At 68.0% G+C, this 20,029-nt stretch carries 21 protein-coding genes and 1 pseudogene; 12 read left to right on the top strand and 10 right to left on the bottom strand.

Annotated features, from left to right (window positions below):
* Window positions 1-29 precede the first annotated feature (29 nt).
* Window positions 30-2,612: an ATP-dependent helicase HrpB gene (gene hrpB / locus DZG09_RS11535; RefSeq protein ID WP_119697857.1), complete on the bottom strand. Its 2,583-nt coding sequence runs from the start codon at window positions 2,610-2,612 to the stop codon at window positions 30-32.
* A 90-nt stretch (window positions 2,613-2,702) separates the two neighbouring features.
* The gene (locus DZG09_RS11530) at window positions 2,703-3,611 is read right to left on the bottom strand and encodes a CPBP family intramembrane glutamic endopeptidase (protein WP_119697856.1); all 909 of its coding nucleotides are present in this window, start codon (window positions 3,609-3,611) and stop codon (window positions 2,703-2,705) included.
* A 140-nt stretch (window positions 3,612-3,751) separates the two neighbouring features.
* Here DZG09_RS11530 and DZG09_RS11525 point away from each other — a divergent pair, with 140 nt between their 5' ends.
* Window positions 3,752-4,948 carry a sensor histidine kinase gene (locus DZG09_RS11525; protein ID WP_119697855.1) on the top strand — a complete coding sequence of 399 codons (1,197 nt, stop codon included), beginning with the start codon at window positions 3,752-3,754 and terminating at the stop codon, window positions 4,946-4,948.
* Window positions 4,945-5,571, top strand: coding sequence for a response regulator transcription factor (locus tag DZG09_RS11520; protein ID WP_119697854.1), 627 nt, complete (start codon window positions 4,945-4,947; stop codon window positions 5,569-5,571). The genes DZG09_RS11525 and DZG09_RS11520 overlap by 4 nt, the downstream gene beginning before the upstream one ends.
* A gap of 198 nt (window positions 5,572-5,769) precedes the next feature.
* Here DZG09_RS11520 and DZG09_RS11515 read toward each other — a convergent pair whose 3' ends face one another.
* Window positions 5,770-6,267, bottom strand: coding sequence for a pyridoxamine 5'-phosphate oxidase family protein (locus tag DZG09_RS11515; protein WP_119697853.1), 498 nt, complete (start codon window positions 6,265-6,267; stop codon window positions 5,770-5,772).
* A 323-nt stretch (window positions 6,268-6,590) separates the two neighbouring features.
* Here DZG09_RS11515 and DZG09_RS11510 point away from each other — a divergent pair, with 323 nt between their 5' ends.
* The gene (locus DZG09_RS11510) at window positions 6,591-7,283 is read left to right on the top strand and encodes a LysM peptidoglycan-binding domain-containing protein (RefSeq protein WP_240423974.1); all 693 of its coding nucleotides are present in this window, start codon (window positions 6,591-6,593) and stop codon (window positions 7,281-7,283) included.
* Between the two features lie 85 nt (window positions 7,284-7,368).
* On the opposite strand, the gene DZG09_RS11505 is transcribed toward DZG09_RS11510, so the two are convergent.
* On the bottom strand, window positions 7,369-7,887 hold the full coding sequence (locus tag DZG09_RS11505) for a CGNR zinc finger domain-containing protein (protein ID WP_119697851.1): 519 nt from the start codon (window positions 7,885-7,887) through the stop codon (window positions 7,369-7,371).
* A 26-nt stretch (window positions 7,888-7,913) separates the two neighbouring features.
* Between DZG09_RS11505 and DZG09_RS11500 the strand changes: the two genes are divergently transcribed.
* The 7 genes from DZG09_RS11500 to DZG09_RS11470 all read left to right on the top strand — a co-directional run bounded on the left by DZG09_RS11500 (window position 7,914) and on the right by DZG09_RS11470 (window position 11,037).
* A complete protein-coding gene (locus DZG09_RS11500; RefSeq protein ID WP_119697850.1) occupies window positions 7,914-8,126 on the top strand; it encodes a hypothetical protein in 213 nt (70 codons plus the stop codon).
* A 49-nt stretch (window positions 8,127-8,175) separates the two neighbouring features.
* Entirely contained in the window at window positions 8,176-8,877 is a 702-nt protein-coding gene (locus DZG09_RS11495; RefSeq protein WP_162893294.1) for an HAD family hydrolase, read from the top strand.
* Between the two features lie 24 nt (window positions 8,878-8,901).
* Complete coding sequence (locus tag DZG09_RS11490) at window positions 8,902-9,414, top strand: GNAT family N-acetyltransferase (RefSeq protein ID WP_240423972.1); 513 nt, start codon at window positions 8,902-8,904, stop codon at window positions 9,412-9,414.
* Between the two features lie 16 nt (window positions 9,415-9,430).
* Window positions 9,431-9,916 (top strand): GNAT family N-acetyltransferase, encoded by a 486-nt coding sequence (locus DZG09_RS11485; RefSeq protein ID WP_119697848.1) that lies wholly within the window; start codon window positions 9,431-9,433, stop codon window positions 9,914-9,916.
* A gap of 23 nt (window positions 9,917-9,939) precedes the next feature.
* Entirely contained in the window at window positions 9,940-10,398 is a 459-nt protein-coding gene (locus tag DZG09_RS11480) for a DUF1990 family protein (protein ID WP_240423970.1), read from the top strand.
* 112 nt (window positions 10,399-10,510) lie between these two features.
* Window positions 10,511-10,717, top strand: coding sequence for an antitoxin MazE family protein (locus tag DZG09_RS11475; RefSeq protein ID WP_119697846.1), 207 nt, complete (start codon window positions 10,511-10,513; stop codon window positions 10,715-10,717).
* Entirely contained in the window at window positions 10,714-11,037 is a 324-nt protein-coding gene (locus tag DZG09_RS11470) for a type II toxin-antitoxin system PemK/MazF family toxin (protein WP_119697845.1), read from the top strand. Before DZG09_RS11475 ends, DZG09_RS11470 begins: the two co-directional genes overlap by 4 nt.
* A 168-nt stretch (window positions 11,038-11,205) precedes the next feature.
* Here DZG09_RS11470 and DZG09_RS11465 read toward each other — a convergent pair whose 3' ends face one another.
* Window positions 11,206-13,563: an ATP-binding cassette domain-containing protein gene (locus DZG09_RS11465; RefSeq protein ID WP_119697844.1), complete on the bottom strand. Its 2,358-nt coding sequence runs from the start codon at window positions 13,561-13,563 to the stop codon at window positions 11,206-11,208.
* A gap of 105 nt (window positions 13,564-13,668) precedes the next feature.
* Here DZG09_RS11465 and DZG09_RS11460 point away from each other — a divergent pair, with 105 nt between their 5' ends.
* Window positions 13,669-14,589, top strand: a complete 921-nt coding sequence (locus DZG09_RS11460; RefSeq protein WP_119697843.1) for an AEC family transporter — start codon at window positions 13,669-13,671, stop codon at window positions 14,587-14,589.
* A 156-nt stretch (window positions 14,590-14,745) separates the two neighbouring features.
* Here DZG09_RS11460 and DZG09_RS16900 read toward each other — a convergent pair.
* From DZG09_RS16900 to DZG09_RS11435, 5 genes and pseudogenes are all read right to left on the bottom strand, one after another.
* Window positions 14,746-15,132 (bottom strand): annotated as a pseudogene (locus DZG09_RS16900) (DedA family protein); the annotation flags it as partial.
* Between the two features lie 71 nt (window positions 15,133-15,203).
* Entirely contained in the window at window positions 15,204-16,574 is a 1,371-nt protein-coding gene (locus DZG09_RS11450) for an acyltransferase family protein (protein WP_162893293.1), read from the bottom strand.
* Window positions 16,575-16,678: 104 nt separating this feature from the next.
* On the bottom strand, window positions 16,679-17,359 hold the full coding sequence (locus DZG09_RS11445) for a response regulator (protein WP_119697841.1): 681 nt from the start codon (window positions 17,357-17,359) through the stop codon (window positions 16,679-16,681).
* Window positions 17,356-18,603 carry a sensor histidine kinase gene (locus DZG09_RS11440; RefSeq protein ID WP_162893292.1) on the bottom strand — a complete coding sequence of 416 codons (1,248 nt, stop codon included), beginning with the start codon at window positions 18,601-18,603 and terminating at the stop codon, window positions 17,356-17,358. The genes DZG09_RS11445 and DZG09_RS11440 overlap by 4 nt, the downstream gene beginning before the upstream one ends.
* 62 nt (window positions 18,604-18,665) lie before the next feature.
* Window positions 18,666-19,427: an SDR family oxidoreductase gene (locus DZG09_RS11435; RefSeq protein WP_119697839.1), complete on the bottom strand. Its 762-nt coding sequence runs from the start codon at window positions 19,425-19,427 to the stop codon at window positions 18,666-18,668.
* A gap of 123 nt (window positions 19,428-19,550) precedes the next feature.
* Between DZG09_RS11435 and DZG09_RS11430 the strand changes: the two genes are divergently transcribed.
* Window positions 19,551-20,027 carry an NfeD family protein gene (locus DZG09_RS11430; RefSeq protein WP_119697838.1) on the top strand — a complete coding sequence of 159 codons (477 nt, stop codon included), beginning with the start codon at window positions 19,551-19,553 and terminating at the stop codon, window positions 20,025-20,027.
* Window positions 20,028-20,029 lie beyond the last annotated feature (2 nt).

Raw genomic sequence — 20,029 nt, 5'->3', positions numbered from 1 at the left:
TCGACCACCCGAGGATCATCAGGGCAGTCTCACTGCCGCAGGGGACGTGTGGTGCGCGCCGTGGGCTGCGCCGTCCACGGGTCCTCCGGCCACGGATGCTTCGGGTACCGCCCGCGCATCTGTCTGCGGACCTCGCGGTAGGCACCATCCCAGAAGGTCGCGAGGTCGTCGGTGACCGCGAGCGGCTGCCGCGCAGGGGAGAGGAGATGGAACAGCACCGCCACGCGACCATCGAGCAGCCTCGGTGTCCGCGCCCACCCGAACACTTCCTGGAGCTTGACTGCCACAACGGGTCGGCCATCCGGATCATCCGGATCCGGATATGTGATCCGGACGCGGTTGCCGGAGGGCACGTTGAGACTCTCCGGCGCCAGCTCCTCGAGGCGGGCGGCGTCGGGCCACGGCAGCATTCCTCGCAGCGCTTGGAGCGTATCGATGCCGTTCACGGACGCTCCCGCCGATCCGATCACCGGCACCAGCCAGTCATCCAGCCGCGCAAGGAGCGTGTCAGTGCGCATGTCGGGCCACGGAGCGCCGAGCTCGCGATGCAGCAGCGACAGGCGAGCGCGGAGGCTCACAGCGGCGGCCGACCATGGCAGCGCCTCGATCCCGACCTCCCGCACATGCCCGATGAGGGCGGGGACCGTGTCTGCCTGCGTCGCGGTGACCGGCGTCGACGACAGCACGATCGCCCCGAGCCTCTCGACATCGCGCACTCGCACGCGACCGCTCTCGAGCCGCGCAGTGCGCTCGCGCTTCAGCAGACCGGCGCCGGCGCGGCGCGCGTCTTCTTCGTTCAGCGCCGCGGCGAGCCGGATCACAGCGCCGGTGTCGTCGGCGATTCGCCCGGATGCGCGCTGCACCTCCCACGCGGCGATCCACTCCGACGCTGCGAGCGGGCTGCCGTCGGGGAGTGCGGCCCTGGTTCCCGAGGCGAAGACGTACGAACGCGAACCAGCTCCCACGCGCCGGGCGATCCACTCGGGGCGCGCGAGAGCCACGACCACGCCCGGCGCTTCGAACGATGCGCTTGCGGTGCCTGTTCCGTGTGCGCCGGCGGCGTTCTCAGAGGAGACGGTACGCGCGAGGCGCCGCGCATCAGCGCGCCACCGAGAGCTTCCCACCGCGCGGTCGGCTCGCAGCTCGCGGATGAGACGCACAAGATCGGCGCCGTCGTCGCGGAAGCCCCCGCTGAGGGCGGCGACGGTGTCGGCGGCGATTCGCACATCGATGTCCATGCTCGTCGCTGCCAAGAGCGCACGACCCTCGCGCGGCCCGGTGGGAAGCCGGGAGACACGCACTCCAAGCGGGGTGATGCGTCCGGCAAAGTCGACGAGCTCCAGGGCGCGCAGCGCTGCTACAGCGTCGGCCATGGCAGCGGCAGGCGGGGGAGTGAGCAGTCGCATGCCGACGGCCGACGGCGTCCCCCAGGCCGCGAGGAGCAGAGCGGCGTCGGTGAGATCGGCCGACTGGATCTCAGGGGAGGCGAGTGCGGGCATCCTGGCGTGGTCCGCTTCGCTGTAGACGCGGATCGCCCTGCCCGGTCCCTGTCGCGCGGCGCGCCCGGCACGCTGCTCCGCACTGGCGCGCGACGCGCTCACGGTGACCAGACCCGACATGGCACGGGCGGCATCGCGCCGCGGCTCACGGGAGAGACCCGCATCGACGACCAGCCGCACGCCGGGAACAGTGAGAGAGCTCTCCGCCAGCGAGGTGCTGACGACGATGCGCGGCGCATCGCCCTGCGATGTGCGGCCGCGCGTGGCGCGGTCCTGATCCCGCGCCGGGAGCCGCCCGTGCAGGGGAAGGGCCTCCACGCCGGAGGCGCGGCCGCGGATCCTGCGCACCACCTCGTCGACGTCGCGTGCCGACGGAACGAAGACGAGCGCGTCAGCGTCGGCATCCGCCTGACCGGCGACCGCAACCGCTGCGACGTGATCGAGGAAGTCCCGCGTCACACCGCGCGTATCCATGCGCGGCGTTGAGTGCGGGGCGTAGTCGACGGCGAGCGGATGCAGTGGGGACGGGATGTCGACGATCGGCGCTGAGCCATCCGGTGTGATGACCGAGGCCACAGCGTCGGCGTCGAGCGTCGCCGACATGGCGATCAGCACCAGATCTTCGCGCAGCTCACGCACCTCGGCGAGCATGCCGAGCAGCAGATCGCCGTCGACGGACCGCTCGTGCACCTCGTCGAGCACCACGGCAGCGACCCCGTCGAGCGCTGGGTCGGCGAGCAGACGCCGCAGCAGTACGCCGGGCGTGACCATCTCCACACGTGTGTCCGCGCCGACGATGCTCTCACCGCGCACCGAGAACCCGGCGGCACCGCCGAGCGGTGTGCCGTCGAGCTCAGCGAGCCGTCGCGCGGCGGCACGCACGGCGACTCGGCGCGGCTGCGTGACGATGACGCGGCCGGATGCGCGCGGCGCGAGGACATTCGCCACCAGCGCCGGCACGAAAGTTGTCTTTCCCGTGCCGGGCGGAGCGGTGACGACCATGGCACCTGTGGCCGCCGCGTGTTCGAGTTCGGCGCGGGCGCCCGAGACGACGAGCCGATCGCCGATGGAGGCGAGATCGAACTCGTGCGGGGATGTCGTCACGACGACCATTGTCTCAGCCCGTGCGTCACGCACGTCCGGATGACTCGGCGGAGTGCATCGGTACCGGCACCAGCGTTAAGACGGCCTCCAGCGTCGCCGTCAGTCGCGTGCGTCGAGAATGGTCCGGCCGCGGCGGAGGGCGGTGACCACGAGCACCAGACCGATAGCCGTCTGGACTCCGCCGACGGCGAGCCACGACGTGGCCGCGTCGACGGGTGCCAGGACCGAAGCCGCGATGTAGTTGCCGATGTGGAACCCGCCGTGCACGCCGACCGCTGCCCACAGCGAACCCGTCCACAGCAGCATGCCCGTCGCGAGCACGGCGAAGCCGAAGGGCAACGCGAGGTAGAGCACGTGCTCCCACGCGGACTGCTGGCCGCCGCTGGAGACGAGATGGATGACGGTGAACGCGAGTGCGGTGACGACGACGGCGACGACGGGCCGATGACGAAGCCGCCACAGCAGCCAGCCGCGGAACAGCAGTTCCTCCGGGATGCTCTGCTGCAGGAAGGCGAGCCCGACGTAGTACACGATCAGCAGGGCGATCGTCAACGGCGCGGCGCCGGGCTCACCGAACATGGCGGGGGAATCAGGCACGGATCCGGTGGCGGGCAGCACGATCGTCACAGCAAGGAGACTGGTCGCCGCGATGACGATGCCGAGGAGCAACCAGAGGACCGACCGGCGGCCCCAGCGCCACCCTGCATCTCGAAGCGACCGGCGTTCCACCCATCGCATCCACGCCCACACGGCGAAGATCACGAAGGCAAGGACGAGCGCCTGCTGCACGAACGCGGCCGCGAACCCCCACGGCGATGAACCGGAGAGCAGATCGAGTGCACCGGGGATGAGCAGAAACACGCTCGGCAGGAATCCGCCGATGATGTTGGCGACCGCGAGCACCCCAACCGCGATGATGATTCGCAGTGTCATGCCGAGCGGTCCGGTGCCGAGCCTGGGCGGCGGCGCAGGCTCGGTGCGGAAGGCGGAGGAAGCAGAGGACGTCATACCGGGACGCTACGGAAACGACGCGGCCGTGCGCGCCGGGCTGCGGTCATCGCCGGAGGTGACCGCGGCCACCGGATCCGGGCGAGCTTCGTGACTGCAGTCACGTGTGATCCCCGCCGATCGTGCATACGCTGGTACTCATGCTCAGCGGCCCGTCACTTCGCACCGGACTGCTCGATCTCGCCGCTGGCATCGGCATCGCGGGGCCGGCGTTGATGGCGCTGTACTCGGCTCCCGTCAGGCCCCCGGGTGTGAGCGCTGTGATCGCCGTCCTGATCGTCGCCGCCATCGTCGCGTGGGTGATGTGGCGCCGCTCGGCGCAGGTATCCCGGATCGCCGCCGTCGCGTTCGTCGCGTTCGCGACGGTGACGATCGCGCTTGGCAACGGCATGCTCTACTACGGCATCATCTGGACGGCCTGTCTCGTGCTGGGCGTCACCTTCACCGCCGGCATCGTGCTGTGGGCCTACGCCGCGGGGCTGGGCGTCCTCGTCCTCATGCTTCATCTGAGTGCCGGAAGCCCTCCCGAGACCATCTTCATCGAAGCGATCAGCGCTGCGCTCCTGGCCGGGATCGCGGCGGCCGTCGCGGTGGTGCTGCGCGACAGCCTTCGTGTGGGCGACGCGCTGCAGGATGCGCTGGTGCAGCTGGATGCGGTCAACGACGAGCTGCAGAGACGGCTGCAGAGCGACCGAGACCTCGTGCTGGCACAGGAACGGGAGCGCACGGCGCGGGAGCTGCACGACGACCTCGGTCATCGGCTCACCGCGATCGGTCTCTCGCTCGACTACGTCTCCCGTGTCGACGAGCCGGATGCGGCACGGGCGGAGGTCACCCGCGCGAGGAGCATCGTCGGAGAGTCGCTCGATGCGATGCGCCGTCTGGTGCGCGCGATGCATCCGGTGGAGCTCTCCGCACTCGGCGATGCGGAAGCGTTCGGTGCGGTAGCCGAGGCGTTCCGCGGGACCGGCATCGACATCACGGTGACAGTCGAGGGCGAAGACATGCCGCTGCCACACGAGCAGTCGCTGCTGCTGCTGCGATTCGTGCAGGAAGGACTGACCAACGTGGTGCGGCACAGCCGAGCGACGGTCGTCCGACTGCACGTGGCCGTCGCGCCCGACGGGGTGGACGCCGTGATCGCGGACGACGGCGGGAGCGGCTCGGTCGGCGCCGCCGTGGCGGAGGGGTTCGGACTGCGGTCGCTGCGCTCCCGTGCGGAAGCCCTCGGCGGGCGGTTGACCACCGCGTCAACACTCGAAGGATTCCGGCTCGCGATCGCGCTGCCGTCGGAAACGGCCACCGCGGCGCTGTCATCTGCCGGTGGCGCAGCATGAATCGCATTCGGGTGCTCGTCGTGGACGACCAGGAGCTTCTGCGCCGCGGGCTTCGGATGGTGCTGGAGACCGATGCGACCATCGAGGTCGTCGGTGAAGCTGAGCACGGGCTGCGGGCGCTCGCGATGATCCCCGAGGTCGCTCCGGACGTCGTTCTCGCCGATGCGCGGATGCCGACACTCGACGGGCTCGGCCTGGTGCGCCGCTGCATCGTCGACCACCCCGGCCTGCCGGTGCTCGTCCTCACCACCTTCGACGACGCACGAACCGTGCGCGACCTGCTCGATGCAGGTGCGGCGGGATTCCTGCTCAAGGACGTCTCCACCGACGGCCTCGCTGACGCGATCCGTCAGGTGACCGCCGGAGGGCTCGTGCTCGACCCTCGCGTCGCGCGAGCGGCGCTGTCTCCCACGCCCTCAGCGAAGCCGCTCGCCGCGCTCAACGAGTCGGAACGGGCAGTCGCCGACCTCGTCGCGCGCGGCCTGCCCAACGTCGAGATCGCAGACGAGCTGCACCTGGCGCACGGCACCGTGAAGAACGTCGTCTCCACACTGCTGCGCAAACTCGGTCAGCGCGACCGCACCGCGCTCGCCCTCCACCTCGCACAGGAACGAACGGACTGACCGGGCTTCACCCGACCGAACGGTTGGTGTGCGGGACTTCAGCGCGCACTCGGCAGCTTATGAACGGGCCTCGGTGCTGTTGCGGTCGGGATCGAGGAAGGCGCAGAAGGCACCGTAGTCCGGCCACAGGCGGGGTACGTGCTTCGAGCGGGCACCGGCCGTGACCGGTGCGCCGCGGTCGGACGCAGGAGGGGCGCGTCAGGCGCCCTCGCGGGTCGTGCGTTCTTCGATCAGTTCCGCGACGGCCGACGGAAGCGTCGTCTCGAAGTCGATGAGCTTCGCCCACGTAGGCGTGATGGTGATGCGATACATCTGCTTGTAGAGCGAGCGCACCTCCTTCTCCCACTCGGTGCGCTGCTCGTCGGTCATCGAATAGACGTTGTTGGCACTCATGTACTCGTCCGGGATGCCGTCGACCAACTCGAGGTCGGCGTCGCCTCGGATCAGCAGGATCTTCGGCGGGAAGACCTCCGTGTCGATGGTGAGCGCGACCTGCGGGTTCTCGCGCAGGTGCCGCAGCTTCGGTGCATTCGTCGTCGTGCAGACGACGATCGATGTCCCGTTCCAGACGAAACCCATCGGCACGATGCGCGGCGAACCGTCCTTCGCGACGTACGCCATGCGGAGGATGTCGCGCGCGAGCAGCTCCTCGCTGTAGGGGAGGCTGAGGATCCTGACGACCTCTGTGCTGTCCATCCGGTCGGCTCCTTCGTCTATCGTGCGCGGGACGTCTCCAGTATGTGAGGGCGGCGCCACCTGGTACAAGGGGAGCGACGAGCACCGGTTCCGGCATGATCACCCGCACAGAGACCCGCTACTGACTTGTGATCTTGCTGGCAAGGACCTGAATTGATTTGTTATCAAGACGTGATGTGTGGTGACGTAGGACACTGAACCGCAGAGGGCAGCCGTCTTATTCGCCCCGAGAGCCCTTTGCGTCACCCGAAACCAATGCGATGCTTCGGTCGGGCGGACGGTCTGCACACAGTGCGGGTCGAGACGGGGCTGTGGAGTTCACCGTGTTCAAGAAGAAGACTTCCCTCAACAACGCTGACAGCCGTCGTTCCGCCCGCCGTCTGGGCGGTGGGCTGCTGGCTGCGAGCGTGGCGGCGATCGCCGCGACCGCTTTCGTTCCCACCGCGGCGAATGCCGCCGACGGTGCGACGTGGGACGCGCTGGCTCAGTGCGAATCCGGCGGCAACTGGTCGATCAACACCGGCAACGGCTACTACGGTGGCCTGCAGTTCTCGCTGTCGACCTGGCAAGCCTACGGCGGTTCGGGCAACCCCGCTGACGCCTCCCGTGAAGAGCAGATCCGGATCGCTGAGAACGTGCTCGCCGGTCAGGGCTGGGGCGCATGGCCATCGTGCTCGGCGCAGATCGGTGCATCCGGATCGGCCGAGCCGACGGAGACGGCGCCGGCACCCGCTGAGACCAGCAGCGACTCGTCGGGTCAGATTGAGTCGCAGGAGCAGGCCGCACCCGCAGAGCAGCCGGCCGCACCCGAGCCTGCTGCACCGACCTACACGCTCCCCGATGTGGAAGCGTCGAAGAAGACGTACACCGTCGAGTCGGGTGACACCCTGTTCGAGATCGCGGAGCACACGGATCTCGACAGCGGCTGGCTCGGCATCTTCGCCGTGAACCAGGACGACATCACCGATCCTGACCTCATCGAGGTCGGCCAGGAGCTGGTGCTGCCGAAGAGCTGACCCGGTCTGTATCGCTGTGGGTGGGCGCCTCTGCGAAGCGCCCACCCACAGCTGTGTCTCGGAGGAGGACCGGCCCGGTGCCGTGTCAACGGGCCCGTGCGCGGTGGCGCCTGACGGCATCTCGGTTGGCGCACCGCACCGAGCAGTAGCGCTGCCGGCCGTTCCGCGTGATGTCGACGACGACGTCCGTGCACGGGGAAGCCGCACATCTGCCGAGGCGGTGCATACCGCGGGTGGTGAGGTGGAACGCCGTGCCCACGCTGATCACCGCGTGCAGCACATGCGCGAGGGACTGATCCTCGTCGCGGTAGTGCAGGTGCCAGCCCTCGTCGTTGTGATCGACGAGCCTCGGGTAGGCCGATGCCTGCGCCATCTCCTCGTTGAGCAGCACCGCGCGCTGGGCCTCATCGGCTGCGTCGACGATCGCGAGCCAGCGGTCGACGACGGCGCCGGTGAGTGCATGGTCGTCATCGCGCCGTGCGAACGCCATCGTCATGCCGAAGTCGCGTGTGCGCTCCTCGATCCGCTCGCGATCATCCGGCCAGTCATTCGCCAGGGACGCCGCGAGCAGGACCGCGTACTCTCCGTAAGGGTTGAGATGCATAACGGCATTACAGCACGCTGGGGAGTATGACAACAGGGCTTCAGCAGATCATCACCGGGGCGACACCGCGGGCGCACGAACACGGGTGGGCGACGCAGTCGTCGCATGCGACGAGCGTCGGCACGGTCAGCTACGTGTCGTGCGTCGTCTGCGGAGCGCGGCGCGTCGATGTCGTCGAACACGCAACGGCTGCGCCACGGCCGCTGTCGGCCGTGATCGGGGGAGCCGTCGATCGTTGAGCGATTCGACGGTCCAGAGGGGACGGATGCGTCCGCTACCGTGGTGGCGGTGAGCCCAGTGAAGGCGGTCGGTTTCGACCTGGATGAGACGCTGTTCGACCATCGCGGCGCATCCGGTGCAGGTGCTGACGCCTTCGCCGCGCACCTCGGCGTCGATGACGCATCGGCGTTCCGCGCTGCCTGGTTCGCCGCCGAGGAGATGGAGTTCGAGCGCTGGCGCCGGGGTGAGATCTCCTTCGCTGAACAGCGGCGGCAGCGCCTCGTGCGAGTGCTGCGTGCGTTCGGCCTCGAGGTGCCCGCGGACGCGTCGGGCCTCGACGCGATGTTCGAGCGGTATCTGGCGATGTATCGCACGCACTGGCGTGCGTTCCCGGAAGCGCGGGAGGTGCTCGCGTCGGTTCGCCGGGCGGGGCTCCGAGTCGGCGTGCTGACGAACGGCGCCGAGGCGCAGCAGAACGAGAAGCTGAGCGCGATCGGCCTTGCCGAGGCCGTGGACGTCGTGTGCACCTCGGAGGGGATCGGCGTGCACAAGCCCGACGCGCACGCGTTCGACACTCTCGCCGGAGGCCTGGGCACATCGCCGGGGGAGTGTCTGTTCGTCGGCGACAACCCGTTCCAAGATGTGGAGGGTGCGCGCGGCGCCGGCATGCGTGCGCTCCTCATCGCACGTGATGCATCCGATCCGAACGACCTGACCGCGGTGCTCGAAGTGCTCGGCTTGGCGATGTCCGAGCCGTGGACAGGCACATGAGATCGGGCAGAGCAGAATAGGGGAGTGCTGACTCTTCTCGACCTGCCGGTCCCGCTCGACATCGCTGCGCCGCTGACACTGAGACGAGCCGTTCCGGAAGATCTCGGCGCATTGATGCGTCTGCTCTCCGACGACCCGGTGAGCAGCTCGCGCGGTGACGTCGCGGATCCTTCCGACACCGAGCGCTACGCAGCCGCGCTGCGCACGATCCTGGAAGATGCGGGCAATGATCTCGTCGTCGTCACAGACGAGGACGAGGCGGTCGCGACCATGCAGCTGACGCTGATACCCGGGATGGCACGGCAGGGGAGCTCCCGGTTGCTCATCGAGGCGGTCAGGGTGGCCAGCGACCGTCGCTCGTCAGGGATCGGGGCGGCGATGATGCGCTGGACGATGCATACGGCGGCACCGGCACTCGAAGCGAATCTCGTTCAGCTCACTTCCGACGCTCAACGCTCAGACGCCCACCGCTTCTACACGCGGCTGGGGTTCGCGGACTCGCACGTCGGGTTCAAGTACCGCGTGCCGACGACCTGAACCGTAGAATCGCGGGATGGTGACGATCACGCGTGCGGACTTCTCCGATCCGCAGTTGCGGACCTTCCTCGAAGCGCACTTGGCCGACCTCGCCCCGACCGCACCGCCGGAGAGCCGCCACGCACTCGACTACGCGTCCCTGCAGCGGCCGGGAACCCGGGTGTGGACTGCGCTGATGGGTGACCAGCTCGCCGGCACGATCGCACTGACGCACGTGGAGCCCTGGCACGAGGAACTCAAGAGCATGCGGACCGACCCGCTGATGCGCGGCCGTGGAATCGGTGCGCGCCTGCTGACGTCTGCCTTGGACGACGCACGTGCTCGTGGCATCCGAAGGGTCTCGCTCGAGACGGGGAGCATGGAGTTCTTCGAGGCGGCACGCCACTTGTACGCACGCACCGGTTTCGTCGTCACGGAGCCGTTCGGCGACTACGCAGAGGATCCGAACAGCGTGTACATGACTGTGGAACTCGCCGAAGAGCACGTCGGCGGCCGACGCTGAAGATGACCTCTCCGAGTCTCGCGGTGTGGCCTTCCGAACACAACGGCCACGTGCGGTCGCAGGTGTCCGCCGTCGTCGGGCAGGGGGATGCCGTCTGGAGTCGTGTGTCGCGAGACGTGCTGCGCTGGAAGGTGAAGACTCGCAGCGGCTTCGCCGTGGGCGGCGACGAGCCCGTGAAACCCGGGGTGCGTCTGACGATCACCTTCCGCGTTCTCGGCATCACGATCCGAGAGCCGATCGAGGTCGTCGACGTGCATGCCTCGTCGACGCGCGTCGGATTCTCATACCGAACCCTGCCGGGACATCCGGTGTCGGGGGAGGAGGCCTTCATCGTCTCCCGCGCCGGGGACGAGGTCTCCCTCACGGTGCGCTCACTCACGAAGCCCGCATCGCAGCAGCCGTGGCGTGCGATGTTCCCCGCACTCCGGATCGCGCAGATCGTCGTGCGGCGGCGCTACCTGCGCGCGCTGCGCGGCCACTGATCGTACGCACAGCGGATGCCGGGAGGCTGTTGAAGCTGCGCTGATCCGACGCTCAGGAGCAGGCAGACAGCTGCCCCTTCCTTGAATCGCGTGTTACATGTAACAATTGAGCATGGGAATCAGCGATCGTGTGGGGCAGTATCGCAAGCGCATGCGAGGGGCCGGCTACCGGTCCGTGCAGATGTGGGTACTCGACGTGCGTGGCGATCAGACCAGGGCCGAGGCTCGGCGTCAGGCAGATCTTGTGGCCGCCGCAGATCGAACGTCCGACGACCAGCAGTTCATCGAAGCGGTATCTGCGCCGTGGGGTGAGGAGTGAAGCGCGGAGAACTATGGACGGTTGCGGGCGGCGTGCACGCATCGAAGCCGAGGCCCGCGCTGGTGCTGCAAGCAGACGAGTTCGAAGGAACTGACTCGATCACGGTCGTGCCGCTGACCACCGCCTTGATCGACGCACCGATGCTGCGCGTGCCATTGGATGTCGACGAGGGGTCCGGGCTGAGCAAAGCCAGTCACGCGATGATCGACAAGGTCACAACGGTTCGTCGCGCGAACGTCGTCGAACGGGTGGGGAGCGTCTCGGCGAAGCGGCTCACAGACATCGAGCGCGCGCTCGTCGTCTTCCTCGGGCTCGCGTAGCGGCGGGGCAGGGCCATTGGGGAGCTCTCCCGATTCATGAACTGACATAATGTACATTATCGGCTATAACCCTCAACAGGTGAGGGACATGTAAAAGACTGTATGGAGCCGGTTCGGCTACTCGGCGCGGGCCGGCTGCACCGGCGCGCCACGTCTCTCACGTGGCCCTCACCCAGCGACGTACCCGGCGAGGTGTTTGCCTGTCAGCGTCGAACCATCTGCGATGAGTCGAGCCGGCGTCCCTTCGAATACGATGCGGCCGCCGTCGTGACCTGCACCCGGGCCCATATCGATGATCCAATCGGCATGAGCCATCACGGCCTGGTGGTGCTCGATGACGATCACCGAGTGCCCGGAGTCGACGAGCTCGTCGAGCATCGTCAGCATCGCCTCGACGTCCTGCAGGTGAAGGCCTGTGGTCGGTTCGTCGAGCACGTACACGTCCGCGCCGTCACCCATCTGCACGGCGAGCTTGAGGCGCTGCCTCTCGCCGCCGGACAGGGTCGACAGCGCCTGCCCGAGGCTGACGTACCCGAGTCCGACGTCGTCGAGACGCTTCAGGATCTTCGCGGCCGCCGGTACCTTCGCCTCGCCAGAGGAGAAGAAGCCCAGTGCTTCGGAGATCGGCAGCGCCAGCACGTCCGCGATGTTCCTTCCACCGAACTGATACTCGAGCACCGCCGCGGTGAAGCGTCGCCCGCCGCAGTCCTCGCACGGCGTCGTCACCCCCTGCATGAATCCGAACTCCGTCGTTATGGTGCCGTTTCCCTTGCAGGTCGGGCACGCACCCTCGCTGTTCGAGCTGAACAGCGCAGGCTTGACGCCGTTCGCCTTGGCAAAGGCCTTCCGGATGGATTCGAGCAGTCCGGTATACGTGGCCGGGTTGCTCCGGCTCGAGCCCTTGATCGGCGTCTGGTCGACGAATGCGACGCCGTCGCGACGGGCGAGCTTCTCGTCGACGAGCGAGCTCTTCCCCGATCCCGCGACACCCGTCAGCGCCACGAGGACGCCGAGCGGTACGTCCACATCGACGCCACGGAGGTTGTTCGACGCTGCGCCGCGCACCTCGATCGCGCCGTGCGGCGCACGCACCTCGTCTTTGATCCTGGCGCGGTCGCCGAGATGGCGTCCGGTCGCGGTGCCGCTTTCGCGTAGGCCGGTGAGGTCACCGGCGAAGCACACCTCTCCCCCGTGCGAACCGGCACCTGGACCCATGTCGATGATGTGGTCGGCGATGGCGATGGTCTCCGGCTTGTGCTCGACCACGAGCACAGTGTTGCCCTTGTCCCGCAGCTGCACGAGCAGGTTGTTCATCCGCTCGATGTCGTGCGGATGCAGTCCCGCGGTGGGCTCATCGAACACGTAGGTGACGTCGGTGAGCGGCGACCCGAGGTGCTTGATCATCTTCAGGCGCTGCGCCTCTCCCCCGCTGAGCGTGCCGGAGGCCCGTTCCAGAGACAGATACCCGAGCCCGATGTCTACGAACGACGCGAGCAGATCGTCGAGCGCTGTCAGCAGCGGAGCCGCACCCTCGAGGTCGAGCCCTCGCACCCACTCGAGCAGGTCGGAGACCTGCATTGCGCATGCCTCGCCGATGTGGAGTCCGACGATCTTCGACGATCGCGCAGGCTCGGCAAGGCGCGTCCCACCACATTCCGCACACGGCATGAAAGTCACCGCGCGGTCGACGAAGGCCCGGATGTGGCTCTGCATCGCCTCCCTGTCCTTTGACAGCATCGATTTGCGCACCTGCGGCACGAGACCCGTGTACGTGATGTTGATGCCGTTGAGCTTGATCTTCGTCTCGTCCTTGTACAGGAAGGCGTCCAGTTCATCGGCGGTGAACTCGCGCACCGGCTTGTCCGGATCGAAGAAGCCGGACTCTGCGTAGAAGCGCACGGACCAGCCGCCCGGCTTGTATCCGGGAACGGTGATCGCGCCGTCGTTGATCGACTTGGTCTCGTCGTACAGCTGTGCGAGATCGAGATCTGACACACGGCCCGTGCCCTCGCATCCCGGGCACATGCCGCCGAGCATCGTGAACGACGCGCGCTCCCGCTTCGCCCTGCCGGTGCGCTCCACGAGGATCGCACCGGATGCCTTCACGGAGGGCGTGTTGAACGAGAATGCGTTGGGCGGGCCGATCTGGGGCTCTCCGACGCGGCTGTACAGCGTGCGCAGCATCGCGTTCGCGTCGCTGACCGTGCCGACGGTCGACCGGATGTTCGCACCGAGACGTTCCTGATCGACCAGGATCGCCGTCGTGACTCCGTCGACCGAATCCAGCTCCGGCCGTGCGAGCTGCGGCAGGAACCCCTGCACGAAAGCGCTGTACGTCTCATTGATCATCCGCTGCGACTCAGCCGCGATGGTCCCGAACGCCAGCGAACTCTTCCCCGACCCCGACACTCCGGTGAAGACCGTCAGACGTCGCTTGGGCACGTCGACGTCGACGCCGGTGAGATTGTTCTCGCGCGCCCCTCGGACGCGGATGGTGTCATGGGAGTCAGCGGGATGCGTGGCCATGTCAGCACGCTATCCCGACCGAGCGCTATCGACCAGGTCGGACACGTGCGCAGTATTGTGGTCGATGATGATTCACCCGACCGCCTCCTATATTCCGGCAGGGGCATGATCCCCGCGCTCACCGGCTTCGTCGTGGTCGGGGTCGCGATCGCAACGGGTTTCATCACAGGACGGATCGGACTGCTGGGTGAGCAAGGACGCTTCGTCCTGAGCAGACTCACGTTCTTCGTGCTCAGTCCCTTTCTGCTGTTCTCCGTGCTCGCGAACGCCGACGTGCACGTGCTGTTCTCGTCGCAGCTGCCGGTCGCGGCGATCTCCGCTGTTGTGATGTTCGTCATCTTCGCCGTCGTCGCACGCCTGTTCACGAAGCGCTCCGCGGGAGCGACCGTGATCGGCAGCCTCGCCTCCGGCTACGTCAATGCGAACAACATCGGGCTGCCGCTGGCGACGTACGTGCTGGGCAGCGGTGCATACTCCGCACCTATCATCGTGCTGCAGCTGCTGATCCTCACGCCCGTGTTCCTGATGCTGCTCGATGCGATCTCAACCGGCAGCACGGCTCTGGGACCGATTCTGAAGCGCACGGCGCGCAACCCGATGATCATCGGCGCGCTGCTCGGAACGCTGGTGGCGGCGTTCGGGATCGAGCTGCCCGACATGGTGATGGAACCTGCGGAGCTGATAGCCGGTGCGGCGATCCCCGTCCTCCTGATCGGTTTCGGTATGTCGCTCAGCGGTGCCCGTGTTCTCGCGACGCCCGGCACTCGTTCCGACGTCCTGATCGCGTCCGGGCTGAAGCTCGTCGTCATGCCGTTCGTCGCGTGGCTGGCCGGATCCTTCCTGTTCGGCATGACCGGCCATGACCTGCTCGCGGTGGTGGTGATGGCCTGTCTGCCCAGTGCCCAGAACGTCTTCAACTACTCTCAGCGGTACGGGGTCGGCGAGATCATCGCGCGCGACACCGTGTTCGTCACGACCGTCGGCTGCATCCCGATGCTGCTCGGCGCCGTTCTGCTTCTCGGCTGATCCGTACGCGGCCGCGCGACGAGTGCGGAGTCGGCGCAGCAGCACCTGGCCCTGATCGACGGCCAGTCCGAGCACGAGGGCGAGCACGATGCCGACCGCGGCTCCGACCAGCGGGTACTGCTCGAACCACGCACCCGCGAGCATGCCGATGCCGACGGAGAATCCGGCCCACAGCACAGCGGCGACAGCCGACAGCGGCACGAACCGGCGCTGAGGGAACGCGGTCGCACCGGCTGTGAGGTTCACGGCGATGCGACCGATCGGAATGTACCTCGCCATCAGGATGAGCATCGAGCCCCGGCGCTCGAGTGCACGACCCGCCCAGGCGAGTGTCGAACGGGCGCGGCGACCTCTCATCCACCTGAATCGGTCGATGCCGAGCCTTCGGCCGAGCATGAACACCATGTTGTCACCGGCGAACGCGCCCACCGCCATGCACGCTCCGAGCAGGACAGGATTGAGCTCGCCCGTCGCCGCGGCGACCGCAGCGAACGCCACGACGAGCGACTCACTCGGAACCGGCGGGAAGAAGGCATCGAGCATCGTGACGGCGAAGGCGATCAGGTACACCCAGGGGGACGTAGCCAACGCCAGCAGCATCTCCGTGATCTCGGTCACGCGCGCACCCCGTCTTCTGCTTCCACTCCCCCAGCATCGCCGGAAGACGAGGAACGCGGTATGACGAAACCTCGCGTCTTGCCCGTGGGGATATCCCCCGCCAACGCGATGGCGAGGGCCGCGAGGCCCGCGCAGACGGCCGCGGTGACCCAGGTGAGGCCGACGACGAAGACGATGACGACGCACCCCACGCCGAGTGCGGCGGCGGGAACCGCACGCCAGGCATCCGCGGATGCGCGCGGCATCGGCTTCTGCTCGAACCGGGCTGTCACAGCTGAGAGCAGGGCGACGGCGATCACTGCGGCCACCAACCACGCCGGCCGTGTCAGCCACCACTGAGCGGAATGCAGCTCGGGCAGCACGATCTGTCCGCTGAACGCGCCGAGCACGCTGAGGCCGGCAAGGGCGATCAGCACGGTCATGTGCCACAGATAGATGGTCATTGCTCTGGAACCGATCCAGTCGACCACCCGTGCAACGCCATCGCGCTGCACGAACCGCGCCAGATGGGGCCTCGCCAGCGAGAACAGCGCCACCTGCACGACCGCGAGCAGAGCGAGCAGGAGCGTCGGCGGGTCTTGATTGGCGTACATGTTCGCCACATACGGGGTCGTCGCCACGAGCACGATCATGCCGCCGAGCAGGCCGAGCGCCCCACCGATCCGGACGCGGCGAGGAATGCGCGAGACGAGACCATCCGCGTCCCAGAACCCCAGCTGCTGCACGAACAGCCACACCACGGCGAGATTGAGGAAGCCGATCGCCTCCCAACCCGTCGCGAACCGGACGACGTCGATCGCCGCAGCGGCAGCCGCAAGGGTCGCCAGCGCAATCGCCGGCCGCCTTTCGTGCCATGCCGCCATCGCCGGAACGAGCGCCTGAGCCAGCAGGAACACACCGAGGAACCAGAGCGGCTGAGAGATGCGGAAGCCGGCCGTCGCCACGATGTCGGCCGGAACCCCCGCCAGCGTGAGCGCCGCGAGTCCTGCGGCGATCACGACGAAGAGGGCGACGGCCGGCGCCATGAGTCTGAGCACGCGGCCCGCCACGAACGCTGAGGCCGACACACCCCTCGCGCGTGCCCTCCTCCACGATCCGAAGGCGGTGAAACCGCCGGCGAAGAAGAACAGCGGCATCATCTGCACGAACCAGCTCACCGGACCGAACCAGTCCGTCTCGAGCGCATTCTCGAAGACCGGGTCACCGTCGGACACTGTGACGCCGACCATCATGGCGTGCAGAAGAACGACGAGCACGAGACTGGCCGAACGGATCAGATCGATGCTGCGATCCCGTCCAGGAGCCGCAGCCGTCGGCGTGCGGCCTCTGGTACTCCGTGCGGGGGTTGGCACGTGCAAGGTGGTCATAGCGCTCTCCTCGAATCGACTTCGAGGAAGGTATGTCGCTGGGCTCGGCCCAGACATCCGCCCCCGGAGTGATCTTCCGGCGGGCGCCCCCTACCGCAGAGGGATCACTCGGGCGCGACGAGTCCGGAGTCGTACGCGGTGATCACGAGCTGCACCCTGTCGCGGGCACCGAGCTTCTGGAGCAGCTTGCCGACGTGCGTCTTCACCGTCTGTTCCCCGATGAACAGGGCGGCGGCGATCTCCGAGTTCGACAGGCCGCGGCCGATGTGCTCCAGCACCTCGCGCTCGCGGTCGGTGAGTGCGTTCAGACGAAGGGCAGCGCGCGACGGTGCAGGGTCGCGCGTGTCGGCGAATCTCTCGATCAGGCGCTTCGTCACGCTCGGCGCGAGCAGTGCGTCGCCCGCGGCGACGACGCGCACGGCCTGGGCGAGCTCATCCGGCAGCGCGTCCTTGAGCAGGAAGCCGCTGGCCCCGGCGCGCAGCGCCTCGTGCACGTAGTCGTCGATGTCGAATGTGGTCAGCATCAGCACCCGCGGCACATGCGGCAGCGGACGATCAGGGCGCAGAAGCCGCCTCGTGGCCTCGATGCCGTCCATCGTCGGCATGCGCACATCCATCAGCACGACGTCGGGGCGCAGCTCGCGTGCCGACGAGACGGCCTCCTCCCCGTCTGCGGCCTGACCGACGACCCTGATGTCCGGCTGCGCATCGAGAAGCGCGGCGAACCCCGCTCGCACCATGCTCTGGTCATCAGCGACCAGCGCCGTGATCCGGTCCGTGCTCATCCTGCCTCCGTCACGCTCTGCCCTGTGGTGTCCGATTCGATGGGGAACTCGGCGCGCACCAGATACCCGCCGACGTCGGTGGCGCCGGCGGACAGCGTGCCGCCGAGCAGGCCGGCCCGCTCCCGCATTCCGATCAGCCCGTGACCGCTGCCGCTGGCACGGGGCGCGGGCTGGGTCGGTACGGAGTTGCGCACCTCGATGAGCAGCCGGTCGTCGTCGTGGTGAAGGGCGATATCGACACGGCTGCCCGGTGCATGGCGGATGGCATTGCTCAGAGCCTCCTGCACGATGCGGTACGCGGTCAGGCTGACGGCCGTGGGCACGCTGTCGAGGTTCACAGCTGACAGCGACGCGTCGGCGCCGGCACGCCGGGCATCTGAGACAAGGTCGGCGACCTCCTCGATGGTGGGCTGCGGGGCGTGCTGCGCCGGCTGCTCGTCGCCGCGCAGGGCGCCGAGCAGGTGCCGCATCTCGGCGAGCGAGGAACGTGCAGACGCTGCGATGTCGTCGAACTCCGCTGCGGCATCGGCCGGGACATCCGGGAGTCGATAACGGGCAGACGTCGCCTGCACCTGGATCAGGGACAGGCCGTGTGCGACGACGTCGTGCAGCTCGCGCGCGATGCGCTGCCGCTCCTCCGAGACGAGGCGCCGCTCCTGCTCGGCCTCGCTCACCTCGCGCTCCTTGGTCAGGGCGCGGCCGAGCCTTGCCCTCTCGCGCAGCAGCGCCGCGGCACCCGCCGCGACGGCGCCGACGGACACGGCGACGATGAACCCGGACAGCGATCTGGCATCGAACTCGATGGCTGCAAGTGCGCTCACCGAGACGGCGGGCACCAGGTACGCGATCAGTCCCCGCAGCCAGCCGTGGCGTGCCCAGACGATCACCACGAGGGCGACGAAGCCCACGATCGTCGTGACCGTCCACGGCCACGGGAGGCCGTTCGGGGCCGGACTCCAGCGCACCACGACGCTCACCGCGGCGAACAGGACCGTTCCGATGAGGGGGAAGCGCACGGCGAGCACGATGGCACCGAACCTGGCGGCGGTGACCAGCAGCGCCACCAGCACGGGGGCACCGTACTGCGCGGCTTCGAGCGGTGCGGCGACTGCGTACAGCACGGCCGCAACGGCACTGGCCGAGACGTACCAGACCGCACGCGGGTGCTGCCGCGCCCACCGGCCGACCGCGCCGGCGCGGGTCCGCTCCCTGCGCTCGCGCTTGGGTCTCCTCTGTCGTGCCACGGAGCCATCGTGCCACGCGGGTTCCGGGGCCGGATCCCACCGTGGTGGGATCTTCCGCGGGGTCAGGCGGTGAAGCCGGAGACGTCTCCCACGATGCGCTCGTTGTTCTCGGGGATCGGCTCGACCGCGGCCTGCGCGATCTCCGCGGCGAACTCCGCGACGTTGTACAGCTTGCCGGCCTCCTCGCGACGCGCCGAGATGGCACCGGGGTTGGTGCGCTCCAGCAGCGTTGCGGTGATCGTGCCTTCGATCATGTCGCCGGAGACGACGACGAACTCGATGCCCTGCTCCGTGAGAGCGGGGATCCGCTCGCGCAGTGCATCTTCGCCTGCGCGCTTCGACAGTGCGACGGGCTCGTACTCCGGCATGGTCGGCGTCGTCCGGATGAAGTGGGCCTGGTGGCTGGTGACGAAGACGACACGCGAGCCGGCACCGAGCAACGGGGCCGCGGCGTCGAGCGTTGCCAGCTGGGCGTCGCGGTTCAGCGTGAGAGCGTAGTCCTCCGCCATGCCCGACTCCATGCCGCCCGACGCGTTGAGCACGAGGATGTCGATCGACCCGAACGCGTCCTTCACGCCCGCGAACATCTTCTCCAGCGAATCCGCGTCCGTGAGATCTGCGCCGACGACGAGCGCCTCGACGCCCATCTCCCTGACCTCGTTCGCGAGCTTCTCGGCCCGCGGCGCCTTGTTGCGGTAGTTGATGACGACGTTCGCGCCGGCCTGCGCGAGGCTGCGAACGGTGTCGGCTCCGATTCCGCGGGAGGACCCCGTCACGACGGCGGTCCTTCCGGTGAGCGATCCGGGGGCGAGCGACTCTGACACGGGTGAACTCCTATGACCTGTGATCGGGACGGGCGGAATGCCGGACATCATTGAGCACACGTCGCGGCAGACCACGCCGAGACTAACCGATAGGCTTCAGTAAACGCCGCAAGTGGAGGATCAATGGACCTCGTCACCGACTATGCCTGGATCGGCTGGATAGCGATCATCGCCATCCTGCTGGTCATCGAAATGCTCTCAGGCGAGCTCACCTTCCTGATGCTGTCGATCGGCGGTGTCGCCGGTGTCGTCTCCTCTCTGCTCGGCGCACCGATCTGGCTGCAGGTGATTGTGGTCGCCGTCGTCGCGGTGATCCTGCTGCTGTTCATCCGGCCGCCGCTGCTGAAGCGGGTGAAGCGGCCGCGCGATCCGCAGAAGTTCAACGTCGACGCCCTGATGGGCATCGCCGGTACGGTGCAGCAGGCCGTCAGCCCGACAACGGGAACCGTGAAGCTGTCCAACGGACAGACATGGACGGCGCGCACCTCGACGGCGCGGCAGATTCCGTCAGGCGCACTGATCTACGTGCAGCAGGTGTCAGGGGCCACCGTGTACGTCACCGACCAGCCCATTCCGCCCACCAATACTGGGGAGAACTAATC

The organism is Microbacterium halotolerans (assembly GCF_003569805.1).
Taxonomy (GTDB): Bacteria; Actinomycetota; Actinomycetes; order Actinomycetales; family Microbacteriaceae; genus Microbacterium; species Microbacterium halotolerans.
Note: the sequence above shows the minus strand (reverse complement) of the source record. Positions and strands in the feature narration are given on the sequence as shown.

Coding starts and splice junctions, on each gene's coding strand:
- DZG09_RS11520 (WP_119697854.1), top strand. CDS start 4,945: ATGAATCGCATTCGGGTGCTCGTCGTGGACGACCAGGAGCTTCTGCGC.
- DZG09_RS11525 (WP_119697855.1), top strand. CDS start 3,752: ATGCTCAGCGGCCCGTCACTTCGCACCGGACTGCTCGATCTCGCCGCT.
- DZG09_RS11450 (WP_162893293.1), bottom strand. CDS start 16,574: ATGACCACCTTGCACGTGCCAACCCCCGCACGGAGTACCAGAGGCCGC.
- DZG09_RS11430 (WP_119697838.1), top strand. CDS start 19,551: ATGGACCTCGTCACCGACTATGCCTGGATCGGCTGGATAGCGATCATC.
- DZG09_RS11460 (WP_119697843.1), top strand. CDS start 13,669: ATGATCCCCGCGCTCACCGGCTTCGTCGTGGTCGGGGTCGCGATCGCA.
- DZG09_RS11485 (WP_119697848.1), top strand. CDS start 9,431: ATGGTGACGATCACGCGTGCGGACTTCTCCGATCCGCAGTTGCGGACC.
- DZG09_RS11500 (WP_119697850.1), top strand. CDS start 7,914: ATGACAACAGGGCTTCAGCAGATCATCACCGGGGCGACACCGCGGGCG.
- DZG09_RS11475 (WP_119697846.1), top strand. CDS start 10,511: ATGGGAATCAGCGATCGTGTGGGGCAGTATCGCAAGCGCATGCGAGGG.
- DZG09_RS11530 (WP_119697856.1), bottom strand. CDS start 3,611: ATGACGTCCTCTGCTTCCTCCGCCTTCCGCACCGAGCCTGCGCCGCCG.
- DZG09_RS11465 (WP_119697844.1), bottom strand. CDS start 13,563: ATGGCCACGCATCCCGCTGACTCCCATGACACCATCCGCGTCCGAGGG.
- DZG09_RS11445 (WP_119697841.1), bottom strand. CDS start 17,359: ATGAGCACGGACCGGATCACGGCGCTGGTCGCTGATGACCAGAGCATG.
- DZG09_RS11515 (WP_119697853.1), bottom strand. CDS start 6,267: ATGGACAGCACAGAGGTCGTCAGGATCCTCAGCCTCCCCTACAGCGAG.
- DZG09_RS11505 (WP_119697851.1), bottom strand. CDS start 7,887: ATGCATCTCAACCCTTACGGAGAGTACGCGGTCCTGCTCGCGGCGTCC.
- hrpB (WP_119697857.1), bottom strand. CDS start 2,612: ATGGTCGTCGTGACGACATCCCCGCACGAGTTCGATCTCGCCTCCATC.